This is a genomic window from Chryseobacterium sp. HNCC26DJ240, assembly GCF_057180485.1.
Genome location: NZ_JBXUGK010000002.1, coordinates 402383 through 422885, shown reverse-complemented (window position 1 = coordinate 422885; position 20503 = coordinate 402383). Strand labels below are relative to the sequence as shown.

Annotated in this window: 19 protein-coding genes and 1 pseudogene; 11 read left to right on the top strand and 9 right to left on the bottom strand. The window is 35.5% G+C overall.

Translation table 11 applies throughout. The features are described from left to right. The first annotated feature begins 92 nt into the window (after positions 1-92). The gene (locus tag AC2A1G_RS05105; RefSeq protein ID WP_484045858.1) at positions 93-728 is read left to right on the top strand and encodes a peroxiredoxin; all 636 of its coding nucleotides are present in this window, start codon (positions 93-95) and stop codon (positions 726-728) included. 96 nt (positions 729-824) lie between these two features. Here the strand turns inward: AC2A1G_RS05105 and AC2A1G_RS05100 are convergent, their stop codons facing one another. The 3 genes from AC2A1G_RS05100 to AC2A1G_RS05090 all read right to left on the bottom strand — a co-directional run bounded on the left by AC2A1G_RS05100 (position 825) and on the right by AC2A1G_RS05090 (position 4465). Beyond that, positions 825-1418, bottom strand: a complete 594-nt coding sequence (locus AC2A1G_RS05100; RefSeq protein WP_484045857.1) for a hypothetical protein — start codon at positions 1416-1418, stop codon at positions 825-827. A gap of 77 nt (positions 1419-1495) precedes the next feature. Then, positions 1496-2011 carry a hypothetical protein gene (locus AC2A1G_RS05095; protein WP_484045856.1) on the bottom strand — a complete coding sequence of 172 codons (516 nt, stop codon included), beginning with the start codon at positions 2009-2011 and terminating at the stop codon, positions 1496-1498. A gap of 90 nt (positions 2012-2101) precedes the next feature. Then, complete coding sequence (locus AC2A1G_RS05090; protein WP_484045855.1) at positions 2102-4465, bottom strand: TonB-dependent siderophore receptor; 2364 nt, start codon at positions 4463-4465, stop codon at positions 2102-2104. A gap of 177 nt (positions 4466-4642) precedes the next feature. On the opposite strand from AC2A1G_RS05090, the gene AC2A1G_RS05085 reads away from it, so the two are divergent. Together AC2A1G_RS05085 and AC2A1G_RS05080 are read left to right on the top strand one after the other, a co-directional pair. Next, a complete protein-coding gene (locus AC2A1G_RS05085) occupies positions 4643-5704 on the top strand; it encodes a Gfo/Idh/MocA family oxidoreductase (RefSeq protein ID WP_484045854.1) in 1062 nt (353 codons plus the stop codon). Positions 5705-5722: 18 nt separating this feature from the next. Continuing rightward, positions 5723-5881, top strand: a complete 159-nt coding sequence (locus tag AC2A1G_RS05080; RefSeq protein WP_157844476.1) for a hypothetical protein — start codon at positions 5723-5725, stop codon at positions 5879-5881. A 71-nt stretch (positions 5882-5952) separates the two neighbouring features. On the opposite strand, the gene AC2A1G_RS05075 is transcribed toward AC2A1G_RS05080, so the two are convergent. Continuing rightward, entirely contained in the window at positions 5953-7872 is a 1920-nt protein-coding gene (locus tag AC2A1G_RS05075) for an ABC-F family ATP-binding cassette domain-containing protein (protein WP_484045853.1), read from the bottom strand. A gap of 129 nt (positions 7873-8001) precedes the next feature. Here AC2A1G_RS05075 and AC2A1G_RS05070 point away from each other — a divergent pair, with 129 nt between their 5' ends. The 3 genes from AC2A1G_RS05070 (at position 8002) to AC2A1G_RS05060 (ending at position 11465) form a co-directional block, all read left to right on the top strand. Further along, complete coding sequence (locus tag AC2A1G_RS05070) at positions 8002-8520, top strand: DUF1761 domain-containing protein (RefSeq protein WP_484045852.1); 519 nt, start codon at positions 8002-8004, stop codon at positions 8518-8520. A 40-nt stretch (positions 8521-8560) separates the two neighbouring features. After that, a complete protein-coding gene (locus AC2A1G_RS05065) occupies positions 8561-9691 on the top strand; it encodes an 8-amino-7-oxononanoate synthase (protein ID WP_484045851.1) in 1131 nt (376 codons plus the stop codon). A 127-nt stretch (positions 9692-9818) separates the two neighbouring features. Then, positions 9819-11465, top strand: a complete 1647-nt coding sequence (locus AC2A1G_RS05060; RefSeq protein ID WP_484045850.1) for an alpha/beta fold hydrolase — start codon at positions 9819-9821, stop codon at positions 11463-11465. Position 11466: 1 nt separating this feature from the next. On the opposite strand, the gene AC2A1G_RS05055 is transcribed toward AC2A1G_RS05060, so the two are convergent. The 3 genes and pseudogenes from AC2A1G_RS05055 to AC2A1G_RS05045 form a co-directional block, all read right to left on the bottom strand. Beyond that, entirely contained in the window at positions 11467-12330 is an 864-nt protein-coding gene (locus tag AC2A1G_RS05055; RefSeq protein ID WP_484045849.1) for a glycoside hydrolase family 25 protein, read from the bottom strand. Positions 12331-12408: 78 nt separating this feature from the next. Further along, positions 12409-12617 (bottom strand): annotated as a pseudogene (locus tag AC2A1G_RS05050) (IS1 family transposase); the annotation flags it as partial. A gap of 164 nt (positions 12618-12781) precedes the next feature. Beyond that, on the bottom strand, positions 12782-13069 hold the full coding sequence (locus AC2A1G_RS05045; protein ID WP_484045848.1) for a hypothetical protein: 288 nt from the start codon (positions 13067-13069) through the stop codon (positions 12782-12784). A gap of 343 nt (positions 13070-13412) precedes the next feature. Between AC2A1G_RS05045 and AC2A1G_RS05040 the strand changes: the two genes are divergently transcribed. The 5 genes from AC2A1G_RS05040 (at position 13413) to deoC (ending at position 17758) form a co-directional block, all read left to right on the top strand. After that, positions 13413-14675: an NAD(P)/FAD-dependent oxidoreductase gene (locus tag AC2A1G_RS05040; RefSeq protein WP_484045847.1), complete on the top strand. Its 1263-nt coding sequence runs from the start codon at positions 13413-13415 to the stop codon at positions 14673-14675. Beyond that, entirely contained in the window at positions 14672-15343 is a 672-nt protein-coding gene (trmD, locus tag AC2A1G_RS05035; RefSeq protein ID WP_484045846.1) for a tRNA (guanosine(37)-N1)-methyltransferase TrmD, read from the top strand. Before AC2A1G_RS05040 ends, trmD begins: the two co-directional genes overlap by 4 nt. A 220-nt stretch (positions 15344-15563) precedes the next feature. Next, positions 15564-16505, top strand: a complete 942-nt coding sequence (locus tag AC2A1G_RS05030) for an endonuclease/exonuclease/phosphatase family protein (protein WP_484045845.1) — start codon at positions 15564-15566, stop codon at positions 16503-16505. A 35-nt stretch (positions 16506-16540) separates the two neighbouring features. Further along, positions 16541-17011, top strand: coding sequence for an Lrp/AsnC ligand binding domain-containing protein (locus tag AC2A1G_RS05025; protein ID WP_484045844.1), 471 nt, complete (start codon positions 16541-16543; stop codon positions 17009-17011). A 3-nt stretch (positions 17012-17014) separates the two neighbouring features. After that, positions 17015-17758 (top strand): deoxyribose-phosphate aldolase, encoded by a 744-nt coding sequence (gene deoC, locus AC2A1G_RS05020; RefSeq protein ID WP_484045843.1) that lies wholly within the window; start codon positions 17015-17017, stop codon positions 17756-17758. Between the two features lie 70 nt (positions 17759-17828). Here the strand turns inward: deoC and AC2A1G_RS05015 are convergent, their stop codons facing one another. After that, positions 17829-20033 (bottom strand): reprolysin-like metallopeptidase, encoded by a 2205-nt coding sequence (locus AC2A1G_RS05015; RefSeq protein WP_484045842.1) that lies wholly within the window; start codon positions 20031-20033, stop codon positions 17829-17831. Positions 20034-20050: 17 nt separating this feature from the next. Next, positions 20051-20500: a hypothetical protein gene (locus AC2A1G_RS05010; protein WP_484045841.1), complete on the bottom strand. Its 450-nt coding sequence runs from the start codon at positions 20498-20500 to the stop codon at positions 20051-20053. Positions 20501-20503: the final 3 nt, after the last annotated feature.

Sequence of the window (20503 nt, the reverse complement as noted above, 5' to 3'; positions counted from 1 at the left end):
ATTTTAATTTAAATTTAAACATATTTTTTCAACAAAAATTTTGCCAGTTCATAAAAGTCTATTAAATTTGTAGACTAATAAAACAAAATATTATGTCAATAAAACTGGGAGACACCGCGCCGGATTTTAAAGCAGATTCTTCATTAGGAGAAATTAATTTTTACGAATTCCTTGGAGAATCGTGGGGAATATTGTTTTCACATCCAGCAGATTTCACTCCGGTTTGTACGACAGAATTAGGTTTTACATCAAAACTGAAATCAGAATTTGAGAAGAGAGATACAAAAGTAATCGCTTTAAGTGTTGACAATGTGGAAGATCATAAAAAATGGATTTCAGATATTAATGAAACTCAAAATACAGATGTACAATTTCCGATTATTGCAGATCACGATAAAAGAGTTTCAGAACTCTATGATTTCATCCACCCAAATGCTTCTGCTACGGCCACTGTAAGATCTTTACTGATTATTGATCCAGCAAAAAAAGTAAGATTAATTATCACTTATCCTGCTTCTACCGGAAGAAATTTTGATGAAGTTTTAAGAGTTTTAGACTCACTTCAACTCGTAGACAACTATAAAGTGACAACACCAGCCAATTGGAAAAACGGAGATGAAGTTATTGTACCTCCAGCAATTTCCACGGAAGACGCTAAAGAATTGTACCCTAAAGGCGTGAGAGAAGTGAAACCTTACCTGCGTTTTACACCTCAACCCAATATTTAATTTTGGATTTTTTATTTATTTATATAGTTTAGTTTAATTGCAAAAGCGGTCTGAAAAATTTTCAGACCGCTTTTTTATTTCGTTAAACTTGTATAATTAGTTTTTAACGTCATTCATTACTTCTCTTCCTTTTGAAGTGGGTAAGAAAATACTGAAACCTACATTGAATGTAATGTTTGAAGTAAGACCTTCGTTACCAAATCCTGTAATACCTGCGTATTTCACTAAACCTTCAACACCAATGTTTGGAGTGATAAAGTAAGAATATCCAGGACCTACTCCGAAGTCTAAACCTGTAGTATTGGTACCACCTTTAGTATTTTGTCCTCCGATACCAACGTTACCTTCGAAAAACCATCTGCCGTGATTTAGTAAGTTATCAACTCCCTGCTCTCCCGGAGAAAGATAATAACGACCCAAAGCTCCAACGCCATAAGTAAATTTAGTACCTGAATCTTTTGTAACTTTTGCTGTTCCCAATGTTACATAACCCCCAACTGCTACGTTGTCTTTTACAAAGTATGCTGCTCTTGGCTGAATCGAGATATCATAACCTGCGTTAGTATTCAAACCGAATCTGCTTGAAAGTAAGCTACTACCTACCATCCAGTTTCCTTCCTGTATTTGCGCATTGGCATTTGATGTAAGACCTGCAACTGCCAACAGTCCTGTAAAGATCAGCTTTTTCATAATGTATATTTTAATAGTTAATATGTGATTTATAAATTAGCTATTTCAATAAATATGCCATCAAGCCAATACCTGTATTATATCAGCATCAGAATAATTGCAACAACCAGCCCTGCAACTGCAAATTTCACTCCTTTTTTGAATGCTTTTGTTTTGGGGTTAAACATCCAGAAACTGGATATTACAAAAAAGAAAAGGCAAAGCCCGAAAAATGCATTGAGTGGCGACAAAGTGTCTGCAGATTTGGCTTTGTGAAGTTTTGCCATTTTATCTAAAACCAGAGGAAGTTCCATTTTAGAATATTTTGCTTCTCCCGTTGTGGCATCATACGTTCCTTCTTTAAAGTGAGTTATAGCTCCTACTTTTTTGGTAACCTCAAAATTTTTCAGTTTTAATTCTTTGCCTAAAGCTTTTTCGTCAAGATTTTTGGCTAAAGTTTTCTCAAATTTCTTTTCCTGTTTCAGAAAGTCGGTATCGCGATAAATGAGAAGCATTCCGCTTACGGCGTAAACCGCCATTATTCCCGCCATAAAATAACCTAAATAACGGTGAACGATTCTCATGAAACTGCGTGTGTCTTTAATTTTATCCATTTTTCAGTATTGGTTTAAAAGATTAAAAGTGGAGGCTGCAAAAATGCAACTTCCACTTTAGAATATAAAATTATTGTTGATACAAAATTGTTAAAGTTTGTACGTCAATGTAAAGTAATAATTTCTTGGTGTAATCGGGTTTACAGAGTAGTTTTCGTGGACGTTGTAATTTACTACATCAAACAGGTTTCCTACTCTTCCCTGAAGTGAGAATTTTTCCCATTCGTATCCTAAAGAAACTGTTACAGTGGTGTAATCTTTAAGTTCAAACATTCTGCTCACGCCATTTCTTGAGATATTGGTAGATTTAGAATCATTCCATCCTGCAATTCTGTCGCCTATAAAATAGGCACCAAGACCCACCTTCAGCCCTTTTGCATAATTTGTAAATTTATAGAAAACCGATGCATTTGCTGTCGTAGCCGGAGTTCTTACAAGTCTTTGTTTTTCCACATACCCTTTTTCCGGTGTGTCAATATAAACTGCGTTGTTGTAAGAAAAACCTCCAATGATTGAAATGTTGTCGGTAGGATTTCCTGTGATGTCAAGCTCTACACCACGGCTTCTCATTTTTCCTGCAAATTCTTTCAGGTTGGAATCCGGAGTTTGGATGATTGTGGTCCCCGGTTTAGTGGTAGTATCTACATAAAAATAATTTTGATAAAAATTATGATAAAGGATTTGATAAACAGTTAAGTTTACAGCCAAAGCATTGTTCCAGATGTTTTTCTTTGCTCCGATCTCGTATTGATCAACCGTTGTTGGTTTGATAGACTGTTGCTGTAAATTAGAAACCCTTGCTTTCACCTGTTCAGCGGTGCCGCTTGTATCAAAATTTGCCAGTAAGTCTGAAGTATATCCTGCATTTGTTGCAAAAGAATTGGTATAAGTCGCAAAAACAGATAAATTATCATTTGGCATATACACCAAACCAATTTTTGGAGAAAGCGCCTGATCCGATGTTGCAGAATTGTTTACAAAACTTTTATTTGCTGTAGAATTTAAATCAACCTTATTATTTACCACCTTTTTAAAATCGGTACGGATTGTCGGCATATTTTCGATGTAAGACCATCTCAAACCTGCGATTACCTTAAATTGCTTAGTAAGGCTTATAAAATCCTGTGCATAGACTCCTATTCTCCTTGTATTGATTCTTGTTTTTACTAATTTTTCAGAATTTGGCATTGAACCGGTTGCCCAGGTTGAAGGATCATCTAAATAAAGCGTTCCTCCGGTAGCCAAACCATTAGTTCCGTAAAAATAGCTTGTACCATATAAATCTCTGTTGTCTGGATTGTAGTAAGTATAAGAATCTGAAGCTCCATAATCTGCATCACTTCCTATTAATACTTTGTGATTGATTTTCCCAGTGTTGAATTCTCCGTTTAAATTGACCTGAGCAGATGTGTAATTTTGCTCATTGTAGGTTCGGTTTAAAGGTCGGTTCCAGCTCAATCTCGTTGCTGCAGCATTGCTGTAACCCCACTGAACTCTTTCGGTAGAAAAATAATCTTTAACGTAATTTTGGTAAGAAGCAGTAGCATTTAATGACCATTTATCATTAATCTGATGATTGAATGTAGCATTGGCAGAAGTCTGCTCTACATTTTGATATTGCCAGTCGGTTCCTACAAAAGCATTTCTTGAAAGTTGATCATTTAGGGAAAAGGTTTGATCTTTATTAATAATCGCTCCGATACCGAAATCCGGAATAATATCATTTTTAAGATAATCGGCTTCAATAATTAACTGTGATTTCGGAGAAATATTAATCAAAAATGAAGGATTAAAATAATATTTTTTAGAATTTACAACATCTCTGAAGCTTTCAGCATACTCATAAGTTCCATTGATTCTGAATGCAACATTTTTAGATAAAGGACCATAAACATCTACCATTGGTTTGTAAGAATTCCAGCTTCCGGCATTCATTCCTACGCTTCCTCCAAAATTGAATTTTGGTTTTTTAGTTACAAGGTTAATAATTCCTCCTGCCGCAGCATTTCCGTAAAGCATTGCTGTTGCGCCTTTCAAAACTTCCACCCTTTCAAGACCTGTCACTTCCGGGAAAACACCGCTGTTTATTCTTGATCCATTTTTGTAAAGATTATCATTTCCGAAAATAAAACCTCTACCTCCAAAACTGTCCTGCGAACCTCCTCTGGAAGAAGTAAGATAAACACCATTGGCATTTTGAAGTACATCACTCAGCTGTTTTGCTTGTTGCTGTTCAATAATTTCGTGAGTAATAATGGAGATTGCCTGCGGATTTTCCATTATTGTAAGATTTGATTTTGTTGTAGCAGGTTTAGCTTTGTTGATGTTACCTGTTTTATGGAGGTTTACGTCTTCAATCGTTCTTACATTTGCAGAGTCTGTTTTCGGGTCAGATTGTGCGTGTAAAGACACAATGGTACATAATAACGCAGAAGTTATTAGTTTCTTTTTCATAAATAGTATACTTAGTTTGAGTAATTTATTTGATGCGCAAATGTATATTATTATTTAGAATTAATAAAAATTAGAAAATGATTTTTATCATTATTTGAAATATTATCTTTTATCTAAATGAATTTGAAAATTTCTTATCCTGATTATATTAGATATATTTGTTGTAAAATATAATCTATGCAATTAATCAAAGTAGGTCTTTGCGCCTTCGGAATGAGCGGAAAAGTATTTCATGCACCTTTTCTAAAACAACATCCCGGTTTTTTTCTCTCGGCAATTGTAGAAAGATCCAAAGAAGAGTCTAAAGAGAAATATTCTGATGCTGTAATCTATCGCTCAGTAGAAGAAATGCTGCAGAATGCAGAAATTGATTTGGTAGTAGTCAATACGCCGGTGCAAACTCATTTTGAATATGCAAAAATGGCTTTGGAGACAGGTAAAAATGTAATTGTAGAAAAACCTTTTACTGTAAATGCCACAGAAGCTGAAGACCTTGCAAAACTGGCAGCTGAAAAAAATCTTTTTGTTAGTGTCTATCAAAACAGGAGATTCGACAGAGATTATCTTCAGGTACAGAAGATTTTGAATGAAAAAGTTTTAGGAAATATAAAAGAAGTTGAAATTCGTTTTGACAGATTCAGAACTGAAGCGAGTGCGAAACTTCATAAGGAAGATCCCAATCTTTCAGGTTCAGGCTCGGTACACGATCTTGGTGCCCACCTCATCGATCAGGCGGTTCAGCTTTTTGGTCAGCCTGAAAAAGTTTTTGCCGATGTATTTTCGATGAAAGGAAATGATTTTGCCAATGATTATTTTGAAATTCTTTTCTACTACGAAAATGAATTACGACTTCGTTTGAAATCTTCAGTTTTCACAAAAGAAGATCATTACGCCTACAAAATTTTCGGGGACAAAGGTTGTTTTCTTCAGCAAAGATCAGATGATCAGGAAAATCAACTCGTTGCAGGAGCAGTTCCTGAATACGGAAAAGAATGGACTGCCCCACTCGGTTCTGCAGACGGAATTTTAAATATTTTCAATGAAAATTCAGAAACAGAAAGGGTTTTGACTTCAAGTGAGGCCGGAAATTATATGAACTATTATCAAAATATTTACGAACATATCGTTTTCGGATATTATCTTCCATCACCAGCAGAAGAAGTTGTAATCAACATGAAAATCATTGACGCAGCTATGGAAAGCTCAGAGCAGGGAAAAATTATCGATTTAAATTTTTAATGATATAAAAACTGAAATATGCAAAAAAGAAGTTCAAGTTTCACAGTGCTCGGTTTACTGTTTGTCATCATCGGAATTACACTGATGGAGGATAATATATATTTAAAATATGGATTTTTAGTTCTTGGAATTGCATTTCTTTCATACAGCATTTTTACGATGGTTAAAAAGAAATAATTAAAACTAAAAACGAGCTGTCCAATTCTGAACAGCTCGTTTTTTTTATTTTAAATTGAAATAAATTCTGATTATTCTTCCTGCAGCTCAAGCCATCTCATTTCATGATTTTCCAGTTTTTGAGAAACATGTTCTAGATTGGCTGAAAGTTTTGAAATCTTATCGTAGTCAGATTCGTTGCTCAGCTCATCCAGAATGGCCGCTCTCTTAGATTCCAGTTCAGGAATTTCTTTTTCGATCGTTTCCAGTTCGCGTTGCTCTTTAAAAGAAAGTTTCTTTTTAGCGGGAATTGGGGTGTTGGAAGTTGGAAGAATCGTCTCAACTTTTTTAGCGGCTTCCTGCTTTTTAACAGCAGCTTCCACCTTCCCTCTTCCGTCTTCCATCTTCTTACTTCCCTCTTCCATCTTCTTATTTTCTCTGTATTCTGAAAAGTTTCCGATGAAATCTTTGATTTTCCCTTCTCCTTCAAATGCCAGAACATGGTCAACAATTCTGTCCATAAAATACCTGTCGTGAGAAACGATAATTAAACTTCCCTGAAAATTTAAAAGGAAATTCTCCAAAACCGTCAATGTTGGAAGGTCAAGGTCATTCGTAGGCTCATCAAAAATCAAAAAGTTAGGATTTTGATATAAAACATACATCAAATGCAGCCTTCTTTTTTCTCCACCCGAAAGCTTGGAAATCGGCGAATACTGAGTCTGATCATCAAATAAGAATAATCTCAAAAACTGAGATGCCGTAATCGTTCTGCCGTTTGCCAAAGGGAAATTCTCTGAAATATCTTTAATAAAATCAATAACTCTTTCTTCCTCTTTATATTTTAAACCTTTCTGTGAAAAATATCCAAATTTAATCGTTTCACCGGTTTCAATCTCTCCGCAATCTTTCGGTTCAAAACCCTGAATGATATTTAATAAAGTAGATTTTCCCGCTCCGTTTTTCCCCACAATCCCTACTTTTTCTCCTCTCTGGAATGAATAACTGAAGTCTTTCAGCAGCAATTTATCTCCATAACTTTTAGAAATATCTTTCAGTTCAAGAATTTTATTGCCTAATCGTTTCATTTCAAAATCAAGCTCCAATTTTTCTTTTCGGGTATCGGTTTTAGCAACCTTTTCGGTTTCATAGAAATCGTCCTGTCTGGATTTTGATTTTGTAGTTCTTGCTTTCGGCTGTCTTCTCATCCACTCCAACTCTTTTCTGTAAAGATTTTGAGCTTTGTCAATCGTGGAATTCATGTTATCCTCACGAATCATTTTATTCTCCAGATAAGTCGCATAAGCACCTTGATGAACGTAGAGATTCTGATCTTCCATTTCCCAGATAATTCCACAGACTGCATCAAGGAAATAACGGTCGTGCGTTACGAGAAGAAGAGTAATTTTTGCTTTATTTAAATAACTTTCAAGCCATTCTACCATTTCCACATCGAGGTGGTTGGTAGGCTCATCCATGATCAAAAGCGTGTGACGGTGCTCGGCTCTGGTTTCTGTTAAAAGTTTAGCCAAAGCAACACGTTTGATCTGTCCACCCGAAAGCATTCCCATTTTTGCGGTCAAATCTGTGATTTTAAGCTGAGAAAGAATCTGGCTCATTTCATTTTCAAGATCCCACGCTTTGTGAATTTCCATTTCAGCCAATGCCGTTTCCATTTCATCCGGATCTCCCGAAAGCAAGGCGTGATGGTATTTTTTTAAAGCTAAAATAGGCGCAGAATCTAAAGTCATCATGAATTCCTCAATCGAGAGATCAGATTCAAAATCGATTTCCTGATCAAACAAAACCACCTGAATATCTTTATTGATGACCACATTACCACTGTCGGCAATCTCTTTTCCCATCAAAATCTTGAGAAGGGTAGATTTTCCACTGCCGTTTTTGGCAACGATGGCTATTTTGTCACCTTCATTGATGTTGAAATTAATGTCTTTAAAAAGAGTTTTTATCCCGTAAGACTTGGTAAGATTTTCTGCAGAAACGTAATTCATTATGATAAATGATATGTAATATTGATAATTGACTGCGAAAATACAAATTCAAAAGTATTTGTAGGCATTTGTGGGCTTGTATTATTTTTTAATGTAGATTTATGCGACAGATTTTTAAAACACAAAACTATGCTACAAACTAATTTTTTCGCAATTCTTGCCGCATCACTTATTCCTCTTATCACGGGCTTTATCTGGTATCATCCGAAAGTTTTCGGAACGGTTTGGATGCGTGTCGCTGGTATCAGTGAAGATAAAATGAAGAAATCGAATATGGGCTTGATCTTTATTCTGTCCATATTTCTGTCAATCCTCATCGGAATGTTTCTGCAGTTTGTAACCATTCATCAGTTTGGAGCTTTGGGCATGATCGGTGGTGATGAAACTCTTGCCAAAACTTCTTACACTACATTTATGAATGAGTACAGAATGGCCTTCAGATCATTTGGTCATGGTGCTTTGCATTCTTTTATGACAGGAATTTTCTTCGTTTTTCCGCTTTTCGGAATCAATGCTGCATTTGAAAGAAAATCATGGAAATATGTTTTGTTGAATGCCGGTTACTGGACGATCACAATTACAATCATGGGCGGAATTATCTGCGGCTGGTACGCTGTTGACGGATTTAACCTTACCTCTCCGAAATAATTTACAATTAAAATAAAAGGTTACTTTGTAGCCTTTTTTTATGGATTACACTTTTAAAATCTATCAGTCAGCAAAAGAGCTTCCCCTGGATTGGGAAAATACTATTGCTCAACACAATACACTTCTTTCAAGACCTTATTTTGAAGTGCTTGAAGATGCAAAACCGGAAAATATGGAGTGTTTTTTCGCTGCATTTTTTTCCGGTGAAATTCTGATTGGTGGAGCGTTATTCCAATATTTAAGTTTTACGCATCACCAGACTTTTCAAAAAGGCGAAATCTATTGTGATATAAAAAATTATTTAGCCAAAAAATTCAGCAAAGACGTTTTATTCGTAGGAAATAATATGCTTACCGGACAAAATGGTTTTTATTTTGACAGCGAAAAAATCACTACAAAACAGGCATCTGTTTTACTGGGCGAAGCGACAGAATATATGCAGAACACTTACAGAAAATCGTCTTTGATCATATATAAAGATTTCCAGAGCAAGTTTATTGAACTTTTTCAGAGTAAAAATCACGACAAATATTTCAGGTTTTCTGTACAGCCAAATATGATGTTGAAAATTAATGATTCATGGGAGAATTTTGATGACTATTTAAACGATTTTTCCACCAAATACCGTAGCAGAGCCAATACGGCGAGAAAAAAATCAAAGGAAATAGAAAAGAGAGAATTAGATTTAAATGATATTAAAAAATACAGTGAAAGAATCAATTTTCTTTATCAAAATGTCGCTGACAACGCACCTTTCAACACCTTTTTTCTGCCTGAAAATCATTTCTACAGACTCAAAGAATCTATGCAGGACAATTTCAGAGTTTTTGGATATTTTCTTCATGATGAAATGATTGGTTTTTATACTTTGATTCTAAACAATGATGATGTGGATACCTATTTTTTAGGCTACGACAAAAACCTTCAGAAAGAAAAGCAAATCTACCTGAATATGCTTTTGGATATGGTAAAATTCGGAATCGATGAGAAATTTTCAAGAATTATTTTCGGCAGAACAGCATTAGAAATAAAATCAACCATCGGCGCCGAACCCTTTGAAATTTTCGGATTGATAAAACACAATAATTTCATGATCAATCCTTTCATGGAAAGAATTTTCCCATCAATTTCTCCAAAAACAGAATGGGTTCAGAGAAAACCGTTTAAGTAAATCTAAATACACGCGCTCACTTTGATGTGATTTTTTAAACTTTATTTAACGAAAACTCCTTTAAATTTAATAACGTTTTAAGAGCGTTTACAAACTGAAATATTGATTTTTGCATCAAACTTTTATTATGAAGAAACTCAATATTTTAATTCTGCTGTTGTCTGCGTTTTGGCTACAGGCTCAGATCGTTTCCGGAACTGTTTTGTCTAAAGAAGAAAACACTCCGATCCCTTACGTAAAAGTAGGTGTTGAAAAAGAAAACATTGGAATCATCAGTGATGAGAAAGGTCGGTTTTCTATTGATTTTTCAAAGGTAAACCCTTCTGCCAAAGTAAGAATTGATGTTGCAGGTTACGAAACTTATACAGAAAGTGTTGAGAATTTTCTAAAGCAAAACGACCGAAAAATTTTCCTTAATGAAAAAATCAAAAATATTCAGGAAGTAAAGATTACACCTAAAAAATTCGTTGATAAAAACTGGGGCGTGAATACGAAAACGAAGAGTGTCATGTATTCTGTAAATCCAGAGTTAAGCAAAGATAATTTTTTAGGTGAAACCGCTTTGGAATTTAAGGCAAGCAAGAAATCTAAGATTAAAAACATCCATCTGAATATCGCAAGCATCACAGCAGACCGTCCCATCATCATGCGCTACACTATTTATAATGAAAAGAATGGCATGCCGGGAGAAAGTATTTTAGATGAAGAAATAACTGTCGAACTGACGAAAGATAAAATTATAGATGCTACCTTTACTTTGGATGTCAATGACCAAAATATTTGGGTTCAGGGTAAATTTTTTGTCGGAATTCAGTTTTTAAAAGAATTTGAGGGAAGACTGAACATCAGTGCGGCACTTTTCAGAACCGGTTATCTCAGAAAATTTTATGGCGACTGGATAAAAATGACCATGGCTGCCCCTGCGATTAACATTGATGTAAAAGTAGACAAAAACGGAAAAAATGAAATGCAGGAATCTGATGAAAATGATAGCCATCTTTCAAATCTTATTCCTGATGTAAGCAAATATCACATGGAAGCAGAACAGTCAATTTACGGGAAAAATACATCTTCAGGTAAAGTTTTGAAACTGAAAGATGCAGATTTGTACTACGAAACTTACGGTGAAGGCGAGCCTCTGCTTTTGCTCCACGGAAACTCAGGAAGCATCAGGGATTTTTATCAGCAGATTCCGGAACTGTCGAAGTATTTTAAAGTGATAGCCGTTGACACCCGAGCGCAGGGAAAAAGTATTGATAAAACTAAAAAAGATTTTTCGTATAAAATTTTCGCTGATGATATGAAAGCTTTGGTGGATGATTTAGGATTAAAAAAAGTAAACATTGCAGGCTGGAGCGATGGTGGAACTACAGGGCTTGAGTTTGCGTTGAAATATCCTGAAAATCTGAATAAACTGATCACCATCGGAGCCAACGCCACCGTTGATGGAATCGATGATGAACTGATCACAACATTCAAATTGAATCTCAAAGCAATGCAGTTTGAAAACAATCCGAAGAAATTCAATGAACTGAGATTGCTTAAACTGATGTTGAAAGAGCCGAATATTTCGACTAAAGATTTAAATAAAATCCAATCTGAAGTTCTGGTGATTGCCGGAGAAAGAGATGTAATCAAGCCTGCCCATTCTGATCTGATTTCAAATGAAATTCCTAATGCAAAACTGAAAATCTATAAAGATACCACGCACATGATTCCATTTGAAAATGCCAATCAGCTAAATCAGGATATCATTGAATTTCTGAAGAAATAATTCAATCCAAAGTCAAACTTTTCAGCGACCACAGGCTTCCGTTATACAAATCAAGATCAACTTTGGTATTGATGCCGTGCACGATTCCGTTTTCTGTAAACTGCCAGAAATCAAAATGATCATCGGGTGACGGTGTAGGAACATCGTTGTAATTGGCAAGCCATAGTGGATAATCATCAAATTCACCTTTCAGAAAATCTTTGTAATAATGATAATAAGTGTAGATAATCGGTTTTTTACCATAAGTTTCCTCCACAATTTTGCACCAAACCTTTAAATCTTCAACCAATTTTTCTTTAGATTTTTTCCTCGGAATTTTTTCAATATCTAAAATTGGAGGGAGATCGCCCGATTCAAGTTTTACATTTTCGAGAAAGTTGTTCGCTTGTCTTACAGGATCTTCATCAGCGCGGTAAAAATGGTAAGCCCCACGAATCAGTTCATGCTTTTTAGCCTGCTCCCAAAAATCATTAAAATGTTTATCAGCATTGCGGTTTCCCATCGTAGCTCTCATCACAACAAATTCTAAGGGAATGGTTTTATTGCCAATACTTAAACTGTCCCATGTAATATCCTCTTTGTTTTGATAATGAGAAATATCAAGCCCATAAGTTTTATCTAAATTTTCACTGATGATTTTCTGAATTCTCGCTGCTTCCCGCTCAGAATTTTTAAGTTTTTTGTGTGAGGTTTTATTAAAATACAGAGCGTAATAATAAGAGATTTTCTGTTTCAGAAAAAAACCGGTTCCTAAAAGCGTCAACGCAAGTACAGCCAGCACAATAATCCTGCGGAGATTGGCTCTTTTGCGGGTGTTTTTATGGCGTTTTGCGGCAACTTTTCTGGTGTAGTTTTTTCTTTTCATCAGAGTACAAAACTAAGTTTTTTTGGCAATTTCTTTTTGTTTTGTTTAGTATTTTAGTGATAAAAATTCTATGCTTTTTTCTTTTATAAATTGAATTATTTTTATATCCGTATTTTTTCTATAAGCCTGATAAGTGTAAAACTGAAGAAATCTCTTGCCACAATTCTTACAGACATATTGTTGCTTTTTTGTTTTTGTAGTCCGGTTTTTAATAATATTTTTCGGTTAGCAGGTGCTACATTTTTTTCATCACTAACTCTGATACACGAGGAATAATCTTCAGTCATTTGCGTATGTTTTTTTCTGATAAAATAAACAAGAGTAAGGAAATACCTAATCTTGCTTTGATTGCTTGTTTTAAAATTCATTTAAAAATCAATGATTTACATTTTGAAAATTCTTCATCACTAACTTTGATACATTAGCCCGATTTTGCGCAACAGGGATTTAATCACCCTATTGTTTCTTGGACATAATCATCTGATTTATAAAAGTCACTCAGCTTTTGACCACAAAATGGACAGTGATTTATAATCATCCTCATAGTTTCTTCATCATTTACACTATTTTTATAGCCAGATGTAATAACAAAACCTTTATCATTCATATTGGAGTTTATTGCCAACATTCTAACTTTAAAATCTCCAACATATTTAACTATTCGAATATTGAGCGCCATATCACTTCCTTGTCTATTGAAGAAGCTGAATTTTTCACAGCAATATTTTTTATCTTTCATAACTATTAAAAATTAAGGATGTGGTTTAGCTTTTTCATTCACTGCCTTTACTAAATCCTTACCAATAAATTGATATTCTTGCGATATCACGTTAGATCCTTTATGAATACCTGGACCAACAGTTAACTCCCCCCCGCTACGCAAACTCTCCAGACTTTGAGCATTTCTGCTGCACTTGAAATATTTGTTTTGAAATATACGATTTCTATACATTTTATGAAAAGACAAATTATATAACTCTATTGAAAAGTTAGAATAAAACATAATAAAATTAATAATTTTTAAACCTAATTTAAACCAAAATCAAAGCCCAAAAAGCAATTAAATCAGTACATTTGTTAGTATGGAAACAAGGGAGAAAATCATCATCATTGGAGGAGGTTTTGCCGGATTGCAATTGGCCAAAACGCTGAACAACAAAAACAAAAAGGTCATCGTTCTCGACCGTGTAAATCATCACATGTTTCAGCCGCTCTTTTATCAGGTGGCGTGTGGGAGGATAGAACCTTCCAATATCTCGTTCCCTTTCCGTAAAATTTTTCAGCAGTCGAGAAATACACAGTTCAGGCTGACTGAAGTGAAAGAAATCATTCCTTTTCAAAATAAAGTCATTGCCGAAGGTGCAGAATTCAGTTATGATAAACTGATTATCGCTACAGGATGTAAAACCAATTTTTTCGGCAATAAAGAAATGGAATCCAGAGCTTTTGGGATGAAAAATACGCAGGAAGCTATCAGCATCAGAAATCATGTTTTGATGACTTTCGAAAGATTAATCCTTGAAAAAAGCAGAAGCGACGACGGCAACTGGAACATCGTCATTGTAGGAAGCGGCCCCACCGGAGTTGAACTCGCCGGAGCTTTCTCTGAAATGAAAAAAGAAATTCTTCCAAGGGATTATCCTTACATGAATTTCGACCATCTTAAAATCATTCTTGTAAGTTCGACTGAAAAACCTTTAGCGGTAATGAGCGAAGAAGCTCAGACCCAATCTGAAAAATACCTGAAAGATCTCGGCGTAGATTTCCTGAGTGGCGAATACGTTACCGATTACGATGGCGACAGAGTTTATATGAAAAGCGGAAAAGAGATTGCCTCCAACAACGTCATCTGGGCAGCAGGAGTTACCGGAAATATCATCGATGGATTTGAGCAGGAAAAAATCAACCGAAACAGATACATTACCGACAGATTCAACAAAATCAAAGGCTTTAATAATATCTACGCCATTGGCGACATTTCTTATATGGAAACGCCGAAATATCCTCAGGGGCATCCTCAAGTGGCGAATGTGGCAATCAATCAGGCAAAAAATTTAGGTAAAAACCTTTTGAAGAAAAATGAATCAGAATGGATTGAGTATGAATACGATGACAAAGGTTCTCTCGCAACCATCGGGAAGCATAGGGCTGTTGTAGATCTTCCTTTTATTAAATTTCAGGGTTTTCTTGCATGGTATTTTTGGATGTTCCTTCACTTAATGCTAATTTTGAGCGTTAGAAATAAGCTTGCCGTCTTTTTTAACTGGATGTGGAGTTATTTTAATAAAGATTCATCTTTAAGATTAATCATCCTATCCAACAAGAAAAACGGAACATTACAATGAGAATTGATATTATAAGCGTACTTCCAGAACTCATGGAAAGTCCATTTCAAACATCTATCCTTAAAAGAGCGATGGATAAAGGTCTTGCCGAAGTCCATTTTCATCAACTCAGAGACTGGTCAATCAACAAACACCGACAAATTGACGACGAACCTTACGGCGGCGGTGCAGGAATGGTGATGATGATTGAGCCCATTGATAAGTGCATTTCTGAACTTAAAGCACAACGTGATTATGATGAAGTAATTTATCTTACTCCGGATGGCGTTACTTTAAATCAAAAAATTGCGAATACGCTTTCTATTAAAGACAATCTAATCTTTCTCTGCGGTCATTACAAAGGGATTGACCAGCGTGTAAGAGAACTTCACATTACCAAAGAAATCTCCATTGGAGACTATGTTTTGACAGGTGGCGAGCTTGCTGCCTGTGTTTTGGCCGACTCTGTGATCAGATTACTTCCCGGAGTTTTGAACGACGAACAAAGTGCTTTGACAGACAGCTTTCAAGACAACTTACTTTCACCACCCATCTACACCAGACCCGAAGTTTACAAAGGTCTAGAAGTACCGAAAGTACTCCTTAGCGGTAACTCTAAAATGATCGAAGACTGGCGCTACGACGAGGCTGTACGCATTACAACAGAAAAAAGACCTGACTTACTGTAGATTGCAAAATTCAGAATTTTACCATCCATTTAATATGAATTTAATTCGACATTTATTTTAACCGCTAATTTTTTGTAAATCAATGAAATATCATTATGTTTACATTAGTTAACGTTAAAATATCAATTGAAATGACAATTCATCAAAAAACTATTTGTATTTTTAACCACACAAATTTTTGAAAGGCTAGATAGAATATTAATTTTTTGCAAACAAATCAATGGAGATTTTTGCATTCTATAACGTTGAAAATTTGTTTTTACCGGATTCTAAGCCCAGCCACAAGTCTGAGAAAACCCATAGTGGTCTTTTCAACTGGGATTTCAGGAAGTATCAGTATAAACTTAATAAAATTGCACATGCTTTTCGGCTTATCGAAGAGCAACATCAGCAATTGCCTTTTATGATTGGTCTCGCCGAAATTTCAGGAGACCGCGTTCTGAAAGATTTAATTCAGACAGAACCTCTGCGGGGATACGCTATTCTGCACTACAAATCTCTTGATGAAAGAAATGTAGATGTTGCCCTTTTGTACGATCATTCTAAAATCAAAATTTTAGATTCAGAACCCATCACTTTTTTCTTTGAAGAATCCGGACTTGACGAGAAGTATTATGACACCACACGTGATGTGCTTTACGCCAAAGTAAAATTTGAGGAAGAAATCATCAATGTTTTTGTGCTTCATCTTCCTTCTAAAAGAGAAAAAGACGTCAACAAACCAAAGAGATTATACATCCTTCAGGAATTAAAAAACAGAATCAACAAAATTCAGGAAAACTCTGACGAAAAAATCATTGTATGCGGAGATTTTAATGAAAATCCTGATGATGAAGTGCTGAAAATCCTTTCAGATAAGACCTTTCAGAAGAATGCATTAGAAAATCCTTTTTCAGACTTATTTTTAAGCAGAAAATATTCTACATTTCATTACAAAAGTGGTTTGTTATTTGATCAAATTCTACTATCAGGGAATTTTTTCAATCAGGAAAATCAGCTGCAGTTTGAAGTGGCAGAGGTCTTCAATCACCAGCAACTCACGCTAAAATCCAAGACCATGTCTGGAAGACCATTCAGAACCTTTGCCGGCACACGTTATCTGGGAGGTTACAGCGATCATTTCCCTGTTCTTATTCAACTAAAAACTAAACATATAAATTAACATCATTCTTTAAAAACATTAAACTAAATCAAAAAATGAAGAACGCTAACAATACAGACTACTACCTAGACGCCATCGATAAGCAAATCATTTACATGCTGATGGACAACTCCAAAACGTCGCTTGCTCACATCTCGTCGAGAGTCGGGATTTCCACTACCGCAGTTCACCAAAGAATAAAAAAACTGGAGCACGCAGGCGTAATAGAAAGTACTATTTCTTTTTTAAATCCTAAAAAAATTGGATTTAAAGTGGTTTCCTTTATTGGAATTTTTCTGGATCAGCCAAGCCATTACGCAGATGTAGTGAAAGCTCTGAAAGAAGTAAATGAAGTAGTAGAAGCACATTACACAACCGGAAATTATGCCGTTTTTCTGAAAGTTCTCTGCAAAGACAATGACCATTTAATGCAAATTCTTAGTAAATTGCAGAAATTCAAGGGGGTGACACGTACTGAAACTTTTATCTCTCTTGAGCAAAGTATTGCAAGACAGCTAAAAGTATAATTAATGAATATTGCAGATTTTTTAGATTCAACGTACCTTAAAACACCTCAACAATCTGGTCTTTCGGAAGCACAAACTCTGGAGAAAGTTTTCGAACTTGCAAAAGAGGCTGTGGATAACGGAATTTTTGCCGTAATGATAAGACCTGAATACGTTTCTGAAGTTAAAAAATTTCTTTCAGAAAGAGATTCGCATGTAAAGGTTGGAACCGTCATTGGTTTTCATGAAGGAACTTACACAATCGAAGAAAAACTTACGGAAGCTGAAAAAGCAATTGAAGATGGTGCTGATGAACTGGATTTTGTAATCAATTATTCCGAGTATCTGAACGGGAATATTGAATTGGTAAAAAATGAATTTTTAAAATGCACAAAACTCTGTTTAGACCATCACAAAATCTGTAAATGGATTATTGAAATTGCCGCTTTGACTGATGATCAGATTGCAGATTTAACCAAGAAAATTTCAAGCTGGGCAGAAGAAAATTTTAACGAAGAAGATCTTCAGAACATCTTCGTGAAATCATCAACCGGATTTTATGAAACTAAAGACGGCAAGCCTAATGGAGCAACTTTTGAAGGCATAAAAACAATGCTCGACAATGCAGGAAAACTTCCTGTAAAGGCGGCAGGTGGCGTGAGAACTCCCGAAGATGCTCAAAAAATGATTGATTTGGGTGTGAAAAGAATCGGAACTTCTTCAGCTGTGAGTTTACTGAAAGACGAGTCGTCAAAAGAAGAATATTAGATACTTTTTTAAATATAAAAGCTCCGAAGATTTGTTTCTTCGGAGCTTCTTTTTTAGGTAAATATTTTATCTATTTTTTAATGATAAATTTCTCTGAGAATTTCTCACCACCTTCTAAAACTAAGGTTAAAATGTAATTTCCATTGGTTAAAGTTCTTACATCAATTTTAGTTTCTCCGGCAAAGTTTCCTTTCAAAATTAATCTTCCGGATGCATCAAACATTTCGTAATCTGCTTTTTGTGATAGTCTTTTTAATGATACAGTAATAAAATCAGAAGCTGGATTTGGATAAATTGAATAATTTTTAATTGCAGTTTCAGATGTTGAAAGTGCTACCTGATTGACAGGGAAATTAGTAGAATTTACTGCAAAATAAATATTATTCAATGCCTTAACCATAATTCTTGCATTGGCAATATTTTCGTTAGGAATCGTCACATTAGCAGAACCATTGTTCGGAACGCTTGCTGCCAAAACAGTATTGAAGTTGGCTCCACCATCTTTAGAAAGTAAAATCGTGACATTCGCAGTATTGATGGTTCCTCCATTCGTTCCTGCAACATCCCAGTTTACAGGAATGGTAGAATTTCCGTCAATCGCTGCATTTGATGTTTGAGATGTCACTGCAAACGGACCGTCATCAGTAACTGTAACAACCATCACGTCTCTTGCAGCCTGATTTCCTGTGGATTTATTATCATTTACGACAAGAGAAAAATTGAGCGTTCTTGCCACACTTGGAGTAACTTCCCATTTCGGAACCAAATTATTAGCTAAAACAGAGGTCATCACCGGAAAATATCTTGATGGAGAAACTGTAGGAGTTAAGGAACGGTAAACAGGACCTGCCGTTGCTGTAGAAACAGGTGGCTGCGTATTATTGGTGTTATCATATTGTTCCCATAAATAGGTCAGCGGATCATTGTTGGGATCTGTACCAACGCCTGTCAACACAAATGCTGTGCTTTTTGGAATGATGTAATCTGCGCCGGCATCTGCTGTAGGAACTCCATTACTGTTTGAAGTTTTCACAGAACAGTCGGTCGATCTTTGAACGACAGCATACATCTCCAGAATGCTGGCCGCATGGAAGTAAGCATCACTGTTATTCTGAACGTTGTTGTTGGTTCCACAAATTCCTGCGTAAGCCATAATTGTACTTCCGCTTCCAGGCTCGTAAGCTGTAGAATTGTTTGCATTTCCACTGCAGGAAGAAGTAGCTGCTCTGAATGTGTGATTAGCTCCAAACTGATGTCCCAATTCATGAGCAACATAGTCGATATCAAAAGGATCATTAATTGGAGCTCCCGAGCCGGTGACCCCTCTGGCTTTGTTCCCTGCCACACAAATAACACCTAACCCTGCCAGACCACCACTGTTTGTACCAAAAACGTGACCGATATCGTAGTTTGCAGTACCTATGACAGAATTTGTATTTGTCTGATTCTGCGTAATCATCGTTCCCGGGTTTCCGTTGGTATAAGGATCCGTCCCTGCATTGGTGTAAACAATAAGATTATTATTGGCAACCAATGTCATTGTAGTAGAAATCGTTTTTTCGTAGACGCCATTCACCCTGTTCATTGTAGTCACTATAGCCGCCATTGCCAAAGCAACTGTTCCACCATGAAAAGCGGTGTATTCTCCCGTGGCAGCAATTGCAGTTCTGTAATTTCTAAACTGCCCGTCAGAAACCAACGGTGCTTTGTTTGCTGAGCCACCGTTGTTTTTTAAATTATCCAGTTGATTTTCAATATGGCATTCGAAGAGCCTGTCATTTTTCGGAAGATCCTTTCTTTTGTAGAGAATAAAAGAAGAATGATCTTTCGCATAACTGTCGAGATAGCTTACTTCCCAATTATCAAAGTACATCACGCTGATTCCTGTAGAAGGTGTAGTACTGAAACGAATTGTATTTTCAGGATGATTTTTCTGCCAGCCGACGTAAGTACGGATTTCAGGAAATTTTGCCTGCAGCTCAGGTTCCATTATAGAAGCTTCCTGAACGATGTAATCTCTCGTTTTCCCATCAGAATCAGGAAATTTAATAACGAGATTTTCATTATTTGAAAAGCGCTGAGGCGCATTTTTCAGATCATTTTTAATTTTATCTAAATCAAGCTGATACAGAGAAAATGTGTTGGGAACAACCCATCTCGGGCTGAGATTTTCACGTTTCACTTTGTTATCTTTAAGTTTTGACCAGTAATTATCCTGAGCAAAAACCTGTGCCGCTGCCAGCAGACACGAAAGAATAAATGTTTTTGTTTTCATGTAAATTATATTAAATATTAGTATTTTGTGATTACTTTTTTAAACCTGATATTTCCAGCTAATTTTAAAAGAATATTTGGTGGTTTCCGGGCAGATTTTTCAAAATCAGGATTGTTAAATTCTTTTACTTTAAGATAAAGTATATTTTTATCCAAACTGATTTCTTCTATTAAAACATCATTGGAATTTTTTAATTTGGGCTTGATGACAACATAAGTTTCATCCTCCACAACTGCCGGAACAGGAGAATACCGGTTTCCTTTATTTTTTTGATGAATTACACTGAAAACCTCATCCATTTTTTCCTGAGAAGTTATAATCAGAAAATCTTTCTGAATTAAAATAAATGGATAATGATATTTATCTTCGAAGTGAATTACTTTAGATGGAGGCAAAGAATGGCTCTTACCAACCTGAGATTGACAATTAAGAAATAAAAACAGAAAAAAATAAAGATATATTTTCATTTT